The sequence below is a fragment of the Kitasatospora sp. NPDC059795 genome (assembly GCF_042732175.1).
In the GTDB taxonomy this organism is placed as follows: Bacteria; Actinomycetota; Actinomycetes; order Streptomycetales; family Streptomycetaceae; genus Kitasatospora.
Window position 1 is genome coordinate 293,028 of sequence record NZ_JBHWID010000004.1, and the last position, 15,534, is coordinate 308,561.

Consider the following 15,534-nt stretch of genomic DNA (forward strand, 5'->3'; position numbering starts at 1 on the left):
CTACACCGACCAGAACGGGTCGTGCCGGCGCGGCATGGTGTCCATCACGCCGTCCGGGCCGAGCGGGACGGTGGAGTCGCCGCCGAACGGGTACGAGGTGCCGCTCGGCGGCACGTCCTGGACCCGCGCCAGCAGCGTCGCGTTGCCCGGGACGCCGATCCTCAACTCCAGTGTCCCGAGCGGGGATTCGGCCCGCAGCACGGGCATCACCGGGTCGTTCTCGCCGTCCACCTGCCAGCCGCGGGCCTGCCAGGCGCGGCCCAGCTGGGCGAGCAGCTCCGGGTAGCGGCCGGCCGACAGCCGGGTCATCAGGTAGCGCCGCTTCTCCAGGTGCGCGGTGCCGTCCGGCTCCCGGGTGTACGGGTGCTCGTGCTCCACCGCCACGTACGGGCCGTCCGCCCAGTTCGCGGGCGGGTCCAGCGCCGCCGGGGCGGAGTCCAGCAGCTCGTCCACCGCGGCCTTCGCGGCCAGCAGGGCGGTCGACGGGTGGGGTGCCGCGAAGTCGTTCATCGCCGGTCCTGTCCGATCACCCGGTCGCCGTGACCGGAGACGATCATGCCCATGTTGCGCAGCGAGTGGCCGTCCCGGCCGTCGCCCTGATTCCAGTAGTCCGAGTGCGACTGGAAGCCCCTCGGGCCGTCCGCCACGTCGAAGCGCTGCCCGCCGAACTCGGAACTCGCCGGGTCCTGCCCGAACCAGAGCTCGTGCGGGTCGCCGTGCCCGGCAATCTTGTCACCGATGAAGCCGCCGAGCGCCGCCCCGGGTATGCCGCCGAGCAGGCCGCCGATGCCCGCGCCGATGCCGATGCCCTTCGCCTCCGCGTGGCTCGGCAGGTGCGACACCGGGTCGTGCTCGGCCGCGCCCACCCACACGTGCGAACCGTCCACGCCCAGCTGCGAGGCCTTCTGCGCGCCGGTGCCGGGGGAGCCCACCAGGATGATGTCGTCCGCCGGTATGCCGCCGGGACGCTGCGCCGCCTGGCCGACGGTGAACGAGCCGTAGCTGTGGCCGAGCGCCGTCAGGTGCGCCGGCCGGCCCTCGTGCGAGGCGCGCAGGCCCTGAAGGAAGCCCTGGTACGACTCGCCGCCCTGCTTGGCGCGGTCGTCGCCGGCCACCGCCAGCGCGTCCGCGCTGATCCCCTTGGCCTGCGGGGTGTCGTAGCCCAGCCAGGCGATCGAGGCGGTCTTGCGGGACGGGTCGGTGTCGTGCGCGGCCTGCCACAGGTCGCGGGCCCGGTTGGCGTCGCCGCCGCCCATGTTCTTGACCTCGGTGTTCAGCCCCGGCACGTACGCCACCACGTCGTCCGCGGTGTCCGGGTTGCCGTACGAGATCGCGGCCCGGCCCTGGCCCTGGTCGCCGATCACCATCAGGTACGCGGGCGGCTGCTTGCCCTGGTCGTCCTGCAGCCGGTGCTGGATCGAGCGGAAGCCTTCCAGCTTCTTCTTGTCCCAGTCCGACAGGTTCTGCCGGGACGACAGCTGATCGACCAGCCGGTCGAGGTTGATCCGGTTGGCCTGGTCGCGGGCCGGTGTCGGGATGCCGTCGCGGTTGCCGATCCGGTCCGGGTGCGAGGCGATCAGTCGCTGCTGCTCGTCCGCCGGCAGCGACTTCCACCAGGAGTTCACCTCGGTCGGCGAGGCGTTCTGGTCCGGCATGCCCGCCAGCACCAGGTCCTCGCTGCCGGTGAACGCCTTCAGCACCGCGCTGTTGAGCCGCATCGCCGCGGTGCCCGGGTCGAGGCCGGCGCCGGTGCGGGCGTCGGTGGTGTACTGGCGCAGCCGCTCCGCCGTCACCTGGTCGGCGTGCGCGGCCTTGGTCAGCGCCTCGCCGATCCGGTCGCGCAGGTCGGTGCCCTGCCGGGCGCGGTCCGGGGCGTCCGGGTCGTGCCGCTCGGCGGCGCTCGGCGGCGGCCAGGAGATCCCGCCGTCGTCGGAGACCTGGAAGCCGCCCGCCTGCGCCTCCTGCAACGCCCTGCGCAGGTCCGCCTGGGCCAGCACGAAAGCCTCCGCGCCCTCCCGCAGGACGGGCGCGATCCGGGTCAACTCCAGCTGCGCGGCGGCGAGTTTGCCGCTCGTCCGGGACAGCGACTGGCGGGCGTTGTCGGCCGCGACGCCGGTCCACCCGGAGTTCCGCACCCGGTCGTCGACCCCGGACCGCCACTGCTGGGCGTCGTCGGAGACGGCGTCGGCGAGGGCCTGGTACGCGTCGGCGGCGCCGAACAGCCGCTGCGGGTCCGCGTCGCGGAGCGTGGGGATGTCCATGGTCACCGCCCGCCGGCCGAGGCGACGATGTTGCCCGCGGCCTGCTCGGCGTTGCGGTAGTTGGCGGCGGTCTGCCGGAGGTTCCCGCCCTGCTGGTCCATCTCCGCGGACAGCCGGTCGAGCATCGACTTCCACGCGGTGGTGCAGGCGTCCAGCTCGCTGCCGGTCTGCCAACCGCGCAGCCCGCCCTCCGCGTTGTCCGACGGGCCGAGCACCCGGGAGGTCGCGTCCGGCAGCCGCTCGGCGACGACCGTCGCGGTCTGCCCCGCCCCGTCCAGCTCGTCCGGTTCCACCTGGAACCCGCCGCCACTGCCGCCTGGGCCCACGTCGCGCACGCCATCCCCCAACACCGGTGTCGGTCCGACCACTTGAGCGGGTCATGCTAGCGAACCCCGGCCCCCGAACCCAGGGGCGTTCACCACATCCACCCGACCTGCGCCCGTCACCCTACTTGGTGTTCTCTTTGGCTGCGCTTTGCCGGATTCGGTGAACCGCCGCCCCCGTGCCGGTGTCGCGCAGGGACGACCGGCCGTCAGGCGACCGGCACGGCCTCCGGGGCGGTCGGCGCGGGCTGCCGGACGGTCGTGCGGCGCAGCAGGACGGCGACCAGCACGGCGGTGACGGCGAGGGCCGCCGAGCCGCAGCGCAGGGCGAGGTGGAGGGCGTCGACGAAGGCGGTGTCGACGGCGGCCTGGACGGGCGCCGGGGTGGGCGCGGCGGCCGGGCCGGCGCCGTGGCCGGTGAGGGCGGAGACCGCGTGCGGGACGCCGTCGGCGGGCACGCCGAGGCGCGGCAGGGCGGTGGTCAGCGAGTCGGTCAGCCGGTTGGTGAGGACCGCGCCGAGGATCGCGATGCCGAGCACGCCGCCGAGTTCGCGCAGCGTGTTGATGGTGGCCGAGGCCATGCCGGTCTGCGCCGGGCTGACCCGCTGGAGCACCGCGATCGACACCGGCGTGAACGTCAGGCCCATGCCGAAACCGAGCACCACCAGCGTCCACACGTACGACCAGTAGTGCGCGTGCCCGCCGTACAGCGACAGCCCGCCGAGGCCCGCCGCGCACAGTGCGATGCCCAGCACCAGCGGCAGGCAGGTTCCGTGACGGGAGGTCAGGCGTCCGGACAGCGGCGCGGCCAGCATGATCACGGCTGTCATCGGCAGCCCCGCGTACCCGGCGTCGGTGGGGGCCCAGCGCATCACGCCCTGGAGCATCAGCGGGAGGAAGAACAGCGCGCCGAACATCCCGAAACTGACCATCAGCCCGCTCAGCAGCGCCCCCGCGAGCACCCGGTCGCGGAACAGGCGCAGCTCCAACATCGGTTCCGCCGAACGCAGTTCGGCCAGTACGAAGACGCCCAGCAGGACGACCGCGGCCGCCCCGCAGCCCAGCACCACCGGGTCCGTCCAGCCGCGGCCGGGGCCCTCGATCAGGCCGTAGACCAGCGCGCCGAGACCGGCCGCGGACAGCGCCAGGCCCGTCAGGTCGATCCGACGCTCGCGCGGCGCGATCACCGGCAGCACCCGGAAGGTGAGCACCAGGGCGAGCAGCCCGACCGGGACGTTGATCCAGAACACGCTGGCCCAGCCGAACGCGTCCACCATCGGGCCGCCGATCACCGGCCCGATCGACAGGCCGAGCGCCGAGACCCCCGACCACAGGCCGATGGCCCGGGCCCGCTCCTTCTCGTCCGTGAACACCTGCCGCAGGATCGCCAGGCTGCCCGGCGTCAGCAGCGCCGCGCCGACGCCCTGCAGCATCCGGGCGGCGACCAGCAGCCCGATGTCGCCGGCCAGCGCGGCGGCCGCCGAGCCCGCGGTGAACAGCGCCAGCCCGAGCCGGAACACCCGCGTCCGGCCGTACCGGTCGCCGAGCGTGCCGCCGGTGAGCAGCAGCGCCGCGTACACCAGGCTGTAGCCCTCGGCGACCCACTGCAGGCCGCTGATGCCCGCGTCGAGGTCCCGGCCGATCCGGGGGAGGGCGATGTTGACGATGACGTTGTCCAGCATCGCCATGAACATCGTGACGCAGAGCGTGGCGAGCGCCTGCCACTTGTGGCGCGAACCGACCGAACCATCCACCGGGAACGTCCCCCTCCTGGGCACACCGCATCACCCCTAACGGTGTTAGGGGCTGCTTGAGCCCTCAGGATGGCCCTAACGGTGTTAGATTGCAAGCGCGATCACCACCCGGACCGCACCGATCAGAGGAACCCGCATGGCCGAGACCACCCCCGCGCTCACCCGCCAGGCCCTGACCGCCGCCGCACTGCGCGTCCTCGAACGCGAGGGCCTGGCCGGCCTGTCCATGCGCAAGGTCGCCGCCGAGGTCGGGGTCAAGGCCGCCTCGCTGTACTGGCACGTCCGGAACAAGGAAGAACTGCTCGACCTGCTCAGCGACGCCCTGGTCGCGGACGCCGAACTGCCGCCCCGCGAAGGCAGTTGGCGCGAACAGTTCCTGGAGTACGGGCGCCGCCACCGCGCCCTGCTGCTGTCCCGGCGCGACGCCGCCAAGGTCGTCGCGGGCCGCCTCGCCCCCGGCCCCAACATCCTGGCCATCCTCGAAGACCAACTCGACCGCCTGCGCGCCGCCGGCTTCAGCGACGCCGACGCCGCGATGGCCTCCTACCTGCTCTCCGCGTACGTCCAGGGCTTCGTCCTCCAGGAACAGTCCCCGCTCTCCGCCGCCGAAGCCGCCGGCGCGACCCGCGGCGAAGCGGCCCGCGCCGCCGGCGAGACCTTCCGCACCCTCCCCGCCGAGACCTACCCCAACCTCGTCGCCCTCGCCGACGACCTCACCGACCCCAGCATGGAGACCCGCTTCGAATTCGGCCTCCACCGCCTCGCGGACGGCCTGGCGGTGTTGGTTCACCACCAGGGGCGCGGGGAACTGCGCGAATCGGAAGGCGCCCAACCGCTGGGGCGCGACGCGGGACAATGACTTGCACGTGATCGCGACCTTGCGGACGTGGTCTGCGCTGGTCGCGCAGTTCCCCGCGCCCCTGATTTCGCGCCCGTCTGCGTTTCGCGCCCGCGTGCGTCTCGCGACGTTTCAGCTCGCGTCCAGGTAGGGCCCGTACAGCACCGACAGGAACCGTGTCGCGAGCTGGTCGCGCAGCTGTGGCGGCAGCGCGTCGAGCAGCCGGTTGACGCCGGCCATCCGGGAGGGGCCGAAGCCGGCCGCGGGCAGGAGGGCCGCGAAGGTCGCGTCGGCGAGGTCGGCGAGGTCGAACTGGTCGAGGAGGGCGAGGAGTTCGGTCGGCGGGGCGGCCGGGCCGCGCTCGCGGACGGCGGGGACGGCGGTGCGGAGGGTGGCGAGGAGGTCGTCGACGCCCTGTTCGCTGACGCCGGTGAGGGTGAGGTGCAGGCTGGCGGGCAGGCCGGCGACGCTCAACTGGGGTTGCAGGAACCAGCCGTGGGCGCGTGTCTCGTCGGCGAGGTCGAACAGGTCGAGCGCGGGGTCGTCCGCGCCGATCGCGACCAGCGTCGCGTCCGGCGTGCCGAGCACCCGCAGTCCGTCGATGTCGGCGACGCCCGCGATCAGCCGCCGGGTCGCGGCGAGCGCGGCGCGCCCCAACTCCCGGTAGCCGTCGGCCCCGAGGGCCTGCAGGGTGGCCCAGGCGGCGGCCAGCGGGCCCGCGCCCTTGCTGCTCTGGACGGTGGAGTTGACGACCGGGTAGCCGGGCCACTGCGCGCAGGCGAAGTACGCGGCGAGCCGCATCGGCCGGTCCCGGAACAGCAGGACGGAGGCGCCCTTGGGGGTGTAGCCGAACTTGTGCAGGTCGCAGGAGAGCGACGTCACCCCGGGCACCGAAAGGTCGAACTCCGGTACGGCCGCGCCCGCTTCGGCGAGCCACGGGAGCAGCCAGCCGCCGACGCAGGCGTCCACGTGGCAGGGCAGCCCGCGCCGTGCCGCCTCGACGGCGATCTCCGCGACCGGGTCGACCACCCCGTGCGCGTACGAGGGCGCGGAGGCGACCACCAGCACCGTCCGTTCGGTGCACGCGGCCGCCATCGCCGCCGGCACCGCCCGGAAGGTCTCCGGGTCGACCGGCACCGCCACCACCTCGACCTTCAGGTAGCGTCCGGCCTTGAAGAACGCGGCGTGGGCCGTCGCGGGGACGACGATCTCGGGCTCGGCGATCTCCGGGCGGAGGTCCCGCGCGGCCTTCACGGCCAGCATGATCGACTCGGTGCCGCCGCTGGTGAAGATCCCGGGCGTGCTGTCGTCCCCGCCGAGCCGGGCGGCGACCGCGCCGACCACCCGGCGTTCCAGCGTGACGATGCTCGGGAACGCCGTCGGGTCGAGTCCGTTGACCTCCAGCATCGCCAGGTACGCGCGCTCCGCGGCCTCCCGGACCTCGGGCCGTCCCGCGTCGTAGGTGTACGCGGTGGTGTGCCCGCCCCGGGTGGGCAGGTCGCCGGCGGTCAGCGCGCGCAGTTCGGCCAGCAACTCGTCGGCGGGGCGTCCGGTGGGCGGCAGGCCGGGGTGGGCGGTGGTCATGTCTCGTCTCCGATCGGCGAGTCGGGGGCACAGGAGGCGCGGCGCCGGCCGTACGCGCGCAGGGCGGGCAGCGAGAGCAGCATCAGCGCGGCCGGCACCAGGCTGAAGCCGAGCAGCACTCCGGCCCGGGCGGCGTCGGTCTGGGCGACGGGGTGGTCGGTGGTGGCGGAGACGAACCCGGCGGCGGCCAGCGCCAGCGAGAACAGGCCGGGGCCGGCGGCCAGTCCGGCGGTCTCCCCGGCGGTCCACAGCCCGGTGAACGCCCCGGACTGGAGACGGCCGGTGCGCGCCGCGTCCGCGTGCACGGTGTCCGGCAGCAGCGACAGCGGCAGCACCTGCAGCGCGGCGTAGGCGACGCCGAGCAGCGCGCACAGCACCAGCGTGACCGGCACACCGCCGTGCGCCGCGGGCCAGAGCGCCGCCGAGGCGACGGCGAACAGGCCGGTCGCGGCGGTCAGGCAGCGCAGCCGCCCCCAGCGGGCGGCGGCCCGGCCCCACAGCGGGACGGCGACGGCGCTCGGCGCGACCAGGCAGACGAACAGCACCGAGGTCAGCCCGTACCCGCCCAGCCAGTACGTGGCGACGTACGGCGCGGCCGCCAGCATGATCGCCACCGCGGCGGCCTGCAGGACGAACGCGCCGAGCAGCGCGAAGAACGCCCGGTTCCCGCGCGCGGTGCGCAGCGCCGCCGGCAGCCCGAGCGGCTCCGCGCCGGGCCGGGCGGGCACCCGGCGGGCGCCGAGCGCCGGGACGAGCAGCGTCACCAGCAGCAGGCCGGCGACCACCGCCGCCATCGCGGCGTAGCCGCCGCGCCCGCCGCCCGCCAGCGACACCAGGGCGGGGGCGAGGCCGCCCGCGACCAGGATGCCGAGGGTCAGGCAGACGATCCGCCACACCATGATCCGGGTGCGTTCGCCCGGCCGCTCCGACATCTCGGCGGGCAGCGCCACGTACGGCACCTGGAACAGCGCGAACGCGCTGGACGCGAGCACGAACGCGCCGGCCACCCAGGCGGCCGCGCCGGAGCCGGTGAGCGGGGCGAGGAACATCGCGGCGAACGCGACCGGCAGCGAGAGGGCGCCGGCCAGCAGGATCCGGGTGCGGCGGCCGGTGCGCAGCGCCTCCCGGTCGCTGGCCGCGCCGACCAGCGGGTTGAACAGCGCGTCCCAGGCCTTCGGCAGGGTGACCACCAGCCCGGCGACGCCGGCGGGGACGCCGAGCGCGTCCGTCATGAAGTAGAGCAGCAGCAGGCCGGGGACGGTGGAGTGGATGCCGGTGCCGATCGAGCCGACGGCGTATCCGGCGAGCTGCCGCCGGGATATCCGGGGTTCCGTCACAACGCACCGCCGCCCGGGCCGAGTTCGCGCAGGCCTCGTTCACCCGGGCCGAGTTCACCCGGGCCGAGCTCGCCCAGGCCGAGTTCGCGCAGGACCAGGGCCCGCAGGTGGGCGCGGAAGCGCGGCACCTGGGCGCGGATCATCGAGCGGCAGAACCCGTGCGTGGTCCACAGCACCGTCCACACCGCGAGCTCGGCCCGGTCCGGCGTCAACTGCGGCAGTGCGGCGACGAGTCGGTCGCGGACGGCCTCCAGCAGCGGCCGGGCGTAGCGTTCCTCCAGGTCGGCGAACTCGGCGGCGTCGGCCATCCAGCGGCGCATCCACAGCGCGGGCACGTGCGGCTGCTCCAGGCAGAAGTCCAGGTACCGGTCGGCGAATTCGGCCGCCGCCCGGGCCGGGTGGTCGGGGGCGGTGCCGGCGAACTCCGTCAACGCGGCGTCGACGGCGGCCCGTTCGGCCTCGTGGGCGCGGCGCATCACCTCGCGGTACAGGTCGGCCTTGGAGCCGACGTGGTAGGCGACGGTGGCGACGTTCAGCCCGGCCGTCACGGCTATCGTCCGGGTGGTGGCGCCGTCGTAGCCGTGCTCGGCGAACAACTCGGTGGCGGCGGCGAGGATCCGTTCCCGGCTCGCCTCGGCGGCCGTCCGGTGCTGGCTCATGGTGGGGGAGCGTACGCGCGCCGTCCGCCATCGATCAAGCGTTTGATGGAGGGAGTTTCCGACCGCCCGCAGAAGGCTCCCGGAACGCCCCGGAAACGCCCACGGGCCCCACCGCAGCGCGGCAGGGCCCGTGGTGACGAGCAGTCGGCAGGCGTCAGCAGTGCGCCAGCGTCTCGCAGTCCTCCCAGCGGGTGCCGGTGGCGTTGTCGCCCGAACCGGTGGGCGCGACCAGCGACTTGGACTTCAGCTGGGCGGTGGCGGCGGGCCCGGCGGCCAGCCGGACGGCGATCGCGTCGACCACCGGACGCGGGCTGGTGCCGGCGTAGTTGTTGACCATCACGACGAACGCCAGCTTGCGGCCGTCGGGCGCGGTCGCGTAGCCGAGCAGGTTGTCGACGCCGCCCATCGAGCCGCTCTTGGCGTGCACGTTGTTCTCGGCCTTGGTGCCGCGCATCCGGGCGGCCAGGGTGCCGCCGACCATCCGGTCCGGGTTGCCCGCCACCGGCAGCGCGTTGTACCAGGCGTCGAACCACGGCTTGGTCTGCGCGACCTTCAGCAGGTCCGCCATCTTCGCGGGGGTGGTCAGGTCGTAGCGGGACAGGCCGGAGCCGTCCACCTGGCGGGTGGTCGGGCCGGTGATGTTGTTCGCCTTCAGGAAGGCGTTGACCTGGTTGATGCCGGTCGCCCAGTCGCCGCGGCCGCCCTTGACCTTGCCGATCTCCTTGGTCAGGTGCTCGGCGATGCCGTTGTTGCTGATCTTCAGCATCGGGACGATCAGCTCGGCGAGGGTCTTCGAGCTGTGCTCGGCGAGCGGCTGCGAGGTCTCCGACCCGGCGGCCGCCTGCACCCCGCGCACCACCTTCACGCCGTGCTTGGCCAGCGCGCCCGCGAACACCTGGCCGGCGTACGTGCCGGGGTTGTCGACCGTCAGCCAGGAGGTGACCGGCGCGCTGCCGCTCGGGATGCTGCCGGACAGCGCCACGTCGTTGCTGCCGTGGCGGCGGTCCACGCCGACGCTCGAACCGCTGCCGGCCGCGCCGGTGGCGACCGTGCCGGTGAACTTCATCGGCGCCTCGGCCGGGTTCAGCGTCACCTTGGCGTTCTCGCCCGCCGCGCCCGGAGTGACCGTCACCCGGACGGTGTCCATCATGTACTCGGCGTCGTTGGCGACGGTCAGCCCGGATATCTGCGGGCTGTACGAGTACGCCTCGTCGTCCCAGGCCCAGCCCGGGCCGAGCGGCGTCGCGTCGTAGCGGGTGCTGTCGGCCAGCACCCGGCCGGTGACGGTGGTGACGCCGGTCGCCGCGACCTTCGCCGCCAGGTCGTCGAGGTCCTGCGCCAGCAGGCTCGGGTCGCCGCCGCCCTTCAGCACCAGGTCGCCGACCAGGGTGTCGCCGTAGGTCTTGCCGACGGTGCGGACCTCGGTGGTGAACCGGTAGTCCGCGCCCAGCAGGTCGAGCGCCGCGGTCGAGGTCACGGTCTTCAGGGTGGACGCCGGGGTGAACAGCGCCTGCGGCTGCCGGGCGTACAGCACCTCGCCGGTGGTGGCGTCCAGCACCTCGACACCGGCCTGGGCGTTGGCCAGCCGGGGGTCGGCGAGCAGCGTGTTGAGATCGGCGGTCAGTGTGGCATCGGCCGGCGCCGGGTCGTCGGCCTGCGCCGAGACGGCGATCAGGGAGGCGGCGAGGACCGCGGCCGCGAGCGGCAGACTGCGGCGGAACGGGCGTGCGGACACGGGTGGCTCCAGGGTGCGGATCGGCCGGGGTACGTGCGTCACCCACGCCCCCGTTTGTCCGGAACATTACCATCTGATGGTAATTCAAATGATCTACGCCCCAGCCCCCTTGGGCCCCACCCCCTTGACGTCCCACCACCCCCGAAACGTCACGCCCGAACCCGTTCATTCCACCCCGATACACTGACGCGGGGCTTCGGCGGATCAAGGTTCGGGACGGGAAACATGGGCGCGCACGCCGGACTGACGGTCGAACGGATCACCCGCGCCGCCGCCGAACTCGCCGACCGGGTCGGCATCGACAAGGTCACCGCCTCCGCCCTCGCCCGCGGCTTCGGCGTCAAGGACGCCAGCCTCTACTCGCACGTCAAGAGCCTCCAGGAGATCCGCACCCGGGTCGCCCTGCTCGCCACCGAAGAGCTCAACGACCGCATCGCGAGTGCCCTCGCCGGCCGCTCCGGCGCCGACGCCCTCACCGCCTTCGCCGACGCCTACCGGACGTACGCCCAACAGCACCCCGGCCGCTACGCCGCCACCCAACTCCGCCTGGACCCGGCCGACTTCGAAGACACCGACGCCCTCGCGCGGACGATCGAACTGACCTACGCGCTGATGCGCCACTACCGCCTCGAAGAACCCGACCAGACCGACGCCGTCCGCCTGCTGCGCTCCACCTTCCACGGCTTCATCGGCATCGAGGCCAACGGCGGCTTCCACCACCCGCGCGGCGCGGACGGCTCCTGGCAGCGGATCGTGGCCGGCCTCCACCAACTGCTGGAGAACTGGCCCCGCACCGTCTAGTGCCGCGGCAGGCAACCTTCGCCCCGTCGCGCAAAGGCTGCCTGCCGCGGCACTAACCCTTCTGTCCCGTGGGCAGGAACGCCGCCGGGAGCGCCGTCAGCAGCACGAACCCCAGCGCCACCGCGAACACGGCGCGGAACGCCGCGACCGTCCCCGCGCCCCCGTGCGAGGCGTGCGCCAGCACCAGCGCCACCACCGTGGTGCCGGCCGCCGCGCCCAACTGCTGGGCGACCGCGTTCGCGGTGGTCGCGGCGGGCACCGCGGCCGGCGGCAGCGAGTGGTAGAGCGTCACCATCACCGGCGAGGCCGCCAGCGCCAGGCCGACCCCCTGCGCGAACAGCGCCGCCAGCAGCACCACCCCCGGCTCCGCGCTGCCGGCCCGGGCGAACACCGCCAGGCCCGCCGCCACCAGCGCCAGCCCGGCCAGCACCAGTGCCCGCGGATTGCTCCGGGCGTCGATCACCCGCCCGACCAGCAGCACCGCGACACCCGCCCCCGCGCCCTGCGCGACCATCACCAGGCCGGCCGTCAACGGGCCCCGGCCACCGGCCTGTTGGAAGAACAGCGGCACCAGCACCACCGCCCCGTACAGGCCGAAGCTGTTCAGCAGCGACACCGAGGCCGACGCGGTGAACGCGCGGTCCCGGAACAGCGCGAAGTCCACCACCCGGTCACCCGCCCGCCGACGCGCCAGCACCCCGTGCGCCGTCAGCAGCACCGCCGCCGCCAGCAGCGGCACCAGCACCCGAGGCCCGCCCGCCGACGCACCCCCGCCGAGCCGGACGAACCCGAGCACCGCCGCCGTCAGCCCGCCGCTCACCGTCACCAGGCCCGCCAGGTCCAGCCGCCCCGGCGCGGCATCCCGCCGATTGCGCATCAGCAGCGGCGACAGCACCGCGACCGCCAGGCACACCGGGACGTTCAGCAGGAACACCCACCGCCACGAATGGCCCTGGACCAGCGCCCCGCCCACCACCGGCCCCGCGACCGGCGCCAGCAGCACCGGCACCGCGATCAGCGCCATCGTCCGGCCCATCCGCGCCGGGCCGGCCACCTCCACCACCAGGATCCGCATCAGCGGGAACAGCATCCCCGCGCCCAACCCCTGCACCACCCGGAACGCCACCAGCGACCCCAGCGACCAGGCCAGCCCGCACAGCACCGACCCCAGCAGGAACACCGCCGCCGACGCCGTCCAACAGGCCACCGCCCCGAACCGCCGCGCCGCCCACCCCGTCGCCGGAATCACCGCCGACATCGCCAGCAGGTACGCGGTCGCCACCCACTGCACCTGCGCCGGGCCCGCGCCGAAGCGGCGCGCCAACGACTCCAGCGCCACCCCCACCACCGTGGTGTCCAGCAGCGCGACGAACGCGCCCGCCGCCAGCACCAGCGCCGCCCGCACCACCGGACCGCCGAGCGGCTCCCGCTCCTCCGGCTGCCCCGCCGAGCTCCCCCTCATCGGACGACCCGCCCGATGAACCCGGCCAGGTTCGTCCGCAGTCGGGCCACCCGCTGCTCGGCGTCCAGGCTCTCCGACATTCGCGCCCCGCCCGCGGCCGCCCGCCGACGGCCCCGCACGTACAGCGGGCACGCCAGGTCGCTGCAGAAGTACTCGCCCGCCGAGGCGTACTCCTCGACCGAGCCCCGGCCCGCCCGACGCGCCGTCATCAGCGCCACCCCCGATGCCGGATGGGCGGTCAGGCAGATCGAGCACATCGCCCCGCCGCGCCCCGCGCCGGGCCGCTGGGCCGGCCGCAGGGCCACTCCGACCACCCGCCCCCCGAACTCGGCCACCAGGTACCCCCGCTCGGGGGCACCTGGCTCCCGCCAGCCCAAAAAGTCCAGCCCGGCCCAGTCCAGCTCGTCGATCCCGCGCGGTAACCGGGCCCGACTCGCTTCCCCCTTGGTGCAGTTGACGAACGACGCCCGGATCTCCGGCTCGGTCAGCGACCGCATGGTTTCCCCACTCTCCCTAGGGCTACTAGTTTTGAGCCAAGGTATCCTAGGCGTGCGTTCGCGCCAACCGACCTGCCCTCCGGGTCGATCGATTCAGCACTCGAACTCCCTTCCAGTGCCGCGCAGTTGAGTCAGTCTCGACCGGAGTGCCGGAGGGCTCGACAGGAGGTGACGGGCCGTCGAAACCCCCCGGATCGGGCTGCTCGGCCATGGGGAGCAATCGGCTCCTCCCGACTGGCCGCCGGGTGCGGGGTCGGGTCTCTTGGAGTGCAGGGAAGCCCACTGCTCCCCAAGTTGATTCCGTTTCGGAAGGATTGTTTTCATGCGTGCAATCACCCGCACTGTCGCCGCCCTCGGTCTCGCCGCTCCCGTCCTGCTCGGCTGCGCCGGCCTGGCCGCTGCCCACGAGGGCGGCATGGGCGAAGAGCCGAGTGCGCACTTCGTCACCGGCAACTTCGTCGCCAACGAGGTCGGCGCCGGCATCTCCGCCACCGGCTCCGAGGTCACCGAGAACAGCGTGGAGCACTTCACCGGCTTCGCCTTCGCGGACGACGACGGCGTCTCCGGTTCGCTCACCGAGTCCGGCGCGAACTGGTAAGACCCCGGCCTGACCGGGAGGAGGGCCGTCCCAGCCCTCCTCCCCGCACCAACCCCAGCGCCGGCCGCTCTCTCGCGGCCGGCGCTTTGCCGTGCCCGGGCGCCGCGCGGAAGCGGAACGGCAGCCGCATGACGCCGCGCCGGGCCGCCGAGCCGTCCGGACGGACGCGGGGCGGGAGCGGCGATCTCGCGGGGAGCTCGCCGAACTCGCTGCTCATCGCGCCCCGGATCGCCGCGACCGTCCGCCGTCCCGCATCCGGCCGGCGGAGCGCTCGGCAGACCGGGCCTCGCCTGCGCCCCTGCCGGACGGATCGGCCCGGCCTCGCCGCCCGGTCCGTCACCGGCGCCCCTCGAACTGCCTCCACCGGCGGGATCGCTCGGTCGGCCCCTCGACCCGACGGCGTTCTCCGCCCCCGACGGCCCGCCCCCGTCCACCGGTGGGACGCCGAAATCGCCTTCGCCGCAGCGGGGTTGAGCGGCCGACTCAGGCCGCGCGGCGGGCCCGCGGGCGCGGTGCCAGGGCGGCGTACTCCAGTGGTGCGGACGGGTCGATCGACACGTCCAGCGGTGCGGGCTCGGCCCCGGCGCGGACCAGGAGGTCGCCGATCGCGGCGACCATCGCCCCGTTGTCCGTGCAGAGCGCCAGTGGCGGCACCCGCAGTGCGATCCCGGCGGCGGCGCAGCGCTGCTCGGTCAGGGCCCGGATCCGGGAGTTGGCGGCGACGCCGCCGACCACCACCAGGGTGCCGATGCCGTGGTCGGTGCAGGCCCGGACGGCCTTGCGGGTCAGGGTGTCGGCGATCGCCTCCTGCAGCGAGGCGGCCGCGTCCGGCACGCGCGGCTCGGTGCCGGCGGCGTGGTGGCCCTCCACCCAGCGGGCGGCGGCCGTCTTCAGTCCGGAGAAGGAGAAGGCGTACGGGGCGTCGCCGGCGCCGGTGAGGGGCCGCGGCAGTCGCACCGCGCGCGGGTCGCCGTCCCGGGCGGCCCGGTCGATGGCGGGCCCGCCGGGGTAGGGCAGGCCGAGGATGCGGGCGGTCTTGTCGAAGCATTCGCCGGCCGCGTCGTCCAGGGTGTCGCCGAGGTGCACGATCGGGTCGCGGGCCAGGTCGCGCACCAGCAGCAGCGAGGTGTGGCCGCCGGAGACGATCAGCACCACGCACGGGTTCGGCAGCGGCCCGCCCGTCAGGCTTGCTGCGGCCACGTGCCCGGCCAGGTGGTGGACGCCGTACAGCGGCACCCCGAGCGAGAACGCGTAGCTCTTCGCCGCGGCCACCCCGACCTGGAGGGCCCCCGAGAGCCCCGGGCCGGTGGTCACGGCGACCGCCCCCACGTCCCCGAGGGTGAGCTCGGCCCGGTCCAGCGCCTCCCGCACCACCGGCGCCATCGCGTGCACGTGCGCGCGGGCGGCGATCTCCGGCACCACTCCGCCGTACCGGGCGTGCTCGTCCATGCTCGACGCGACCGCCTGCCCGAGCAGCACCCCGTCCCGGACCAGCCCGGCCCCCGTCTCGTCGCAGGACGACTCGATTCCCAGCACCACCGGCGACTCCGGCATCGGCCCGCACCACTCTCGCATCAGATTTGCAGTTGCACATAGTGTGCAACAAGTCCGGCGCGGGCCTGGTCGGGGGCGTCGTACCTCCACAGGAGGAGGAGCCCGACGGCGTCCTCGCCCGGCAGGCTGAT

The 15,534-nt window shown here is 74.3% G+C and carries 14 protein-coding genes; 3 read left to right on the plus strand and 11 right to left on the minus strand.

Features of this window, described 5'->3' with window-relative positions; genetic code table 11:
- From ACFV4P_RS10875 to ACFV4P_RS10890, 4 genes are all read right to left on the minus strand, one after another.
- Positions 1-510 carry a hypothetical protein gene (locus tag ACFV4P_RS10875; RefSeq protein WP_380469607.1) on the minus strand — a complete coding sequence of 170 codons (510 nt, stop codon included), beginning with the start codon at positions 508-510 and terminating at the stop codon, positions 1-3.
- Positions 507-2,261 (minus strand): alpha/beta hydrolase, encoded by a 1,755-nt coding sequence (locus tag ACFV4P_RS10880; RefSeq protein WP_380469610.1) that lies wholly within the window; start codon positions 2,259-2,261, stop codon positions 507-509. Before ACFV4P_RS10880 ends, ACFV4P_RS10875 begins: the two co-directional genes overlap by 4 nt.
- 2 nt (positions 2,262-2,263) lie before the next feature.
- Positions 2,264-2,554, minus strand: coding sequence for a type VII secretion target (locus ACFV4P_RS10885; protein ID WP_380469612.1), 291 nt, complete (start codon positions 2,552-2,554; stop codon positions 2,264-2,266).
- 239 nt (positions 2,555-2,793) lie between these two features.
- Complete coding sequence (locus ACFV4P_RS10890; protein WP_380469613.1) at positions 2,794-4,338, minus strand: MFS transporter; 1,545 nt, start codon at positions 4,336-4,338, stop codon at positions 2,794-2,796.
- A gap of 136 nt (positions 4,339-4,474) precedes the next feature.
- Here ACFV4P_RS10890 and ACFV4P_RS10895 point away from each other — a divergent pair, with 136 nt between their 5' ends.
- Positions 4,475-5,197, plus strand: coding sequence for a TetR/AcrR family transcriptional regulator (locus tag ACFV4P_RS10895; protein WP_380469615.1), 723 nt, complete (start codon positions 4,475-4,477; stop codon positions 5,195-5,197).
- A 111-nt stretch (positions 5,198-5,308) separates the two neighbouring features.
- Here ACFV4P_RS10895 and ACFV4P_RS10900 read toward each other — a convergent pair whose 3' ends face one another.
- The 4 genes from ACFV4P_RS10900 to dacB form a co-directional block, all read right to left on the minus strand.
- Positions 5,309-6,760: a pyridoxal phosphate-dependent decarboxylase family protein gene (locus ACFV4P_RS10900; RefSeq protein ID WP_380469617.1), complete on the minus strand. Its 1,452-nt coding sequence runs from the start codon at positions 6,758-6,760 to the stop codon at positions 5,309-5,311.
- A complete protein-coding gene (locus ACFV4P_RS10905) occupies positions 6,757-8,097 on the minus strand; it encodes an MFS transporter (protein WP_380469619.1) in 1,341 nt (446 codons plus the stop codon). Before ACFV4P_RS10905 ends, ACFV4P_RS10900 begins: the two co-directional genes overlap by 4 nt.
- Complete coding sequence (locus tag ACFV4P_RS10910) at positions 8,094-8,756, minus strand: TetR/AcrR family transcriptional regulator (protein WP_380469621.1); 663 nt, start codon at positions 8,754-8,756, stop codon at positions 8,094-8,096. Before ACFV4P_RS10910 ends, ACFV4P_RS10905 begins: the two co-directional genes overlap by 4 nt.
- A gap of 154 nt (positions 8,757-8,910) precedes the next feature.
- Entirely contained in the window at positions 8,911-10,491 is a 1,581-nt protein-coding gene (gene dacB / locus ACFV4P_RS10915) for a D-alanyl-D-alanine carboxypeptidase/D-alanyl-D-alanine-endopeptidase (RefSeq protein WP_380469623.1), read from the minus strand.
- 225 nt (positions 10,492-10,716) lie between these two features.
- On the opposite strand from dacB, the gene ACFV4P_RS10920 reads away from it, so the two are divergent.
- Complete coding sequence (locus ACFV4P_RS10920; RefSeq protein WP_380469625.1) at positions 10,717-11,292, plus strand: TetR/AcrR family transcriptional regulator; 576 nt, start codon at positions 10,717-10,719, stop codon at positions 11,290-11,292.
- Between the two features lie 52 nt (positions 11,293-11,344).
- Here the strand turns inward: ACFV4P_RS10920 and ACFV4P_RS10925 are convergent, their stop codons facing one another.
- Complete coding sequence (locus ACFV4P_RS10925; protein WP_380469627.1) at positions 11,345-12,754, minus strand: DHA2 family efflux MFS transporter permease subunit; 1,410 nt, start codon at positions 12,752-12,754, stop codon at positions 11,345-11,347.
- The gene (locus tag ACFV4P_RS10930; RefSeq protein WP_380469628.1) at positions 12,751-13,251 is read right to left on the minus strand and encodes an FBP domain-containing protein; all 501 of its coding nucleotides are present in this window, start codon (positions 13,249-13,251) and stop codon (positions 12,751-12,753) included. Before ACFV4P_RS10930 ends, ACFV4P_RS10925 begins: the two co-directional genes overlap by 4 nt.
- Before the next feature lie 322 nt (positions 13,252-13,573).
- On the opposite strand from ACFV4P_RS10930, the gene ACFV4P_RS10935 reads away from it, so the two are divergent.
- A complete protein-coding gene (locus tag ACFV4P_RS10935) occupies positions 13,574-13,849 on the plus strand; it encodes a hypothetical protein (protein ID WP_380469630.1) in 276 nt (91 codons plus the stop codon).
- 483 nt (positions 13,850-14,332) lie between these two features.
- Here ACFV4P_RS10935 and tsaD read toward each other — a convergent pair whose 3' ends face one another.
- Entirely contained in the window at positions 14,333-15,403 is a 1,071-nt protein-coding gene (gene tsaD, locus ACFV4P_RS10940) for a tRNA (adenosine(37)-N6)-threonylcarbamoyltransferase complex transferase subunit TsaD (protein ID WP_380469632.1), read from the minus strand.
- Positions 15,404-15,534 lie beyond the last annotated feature (131 nt).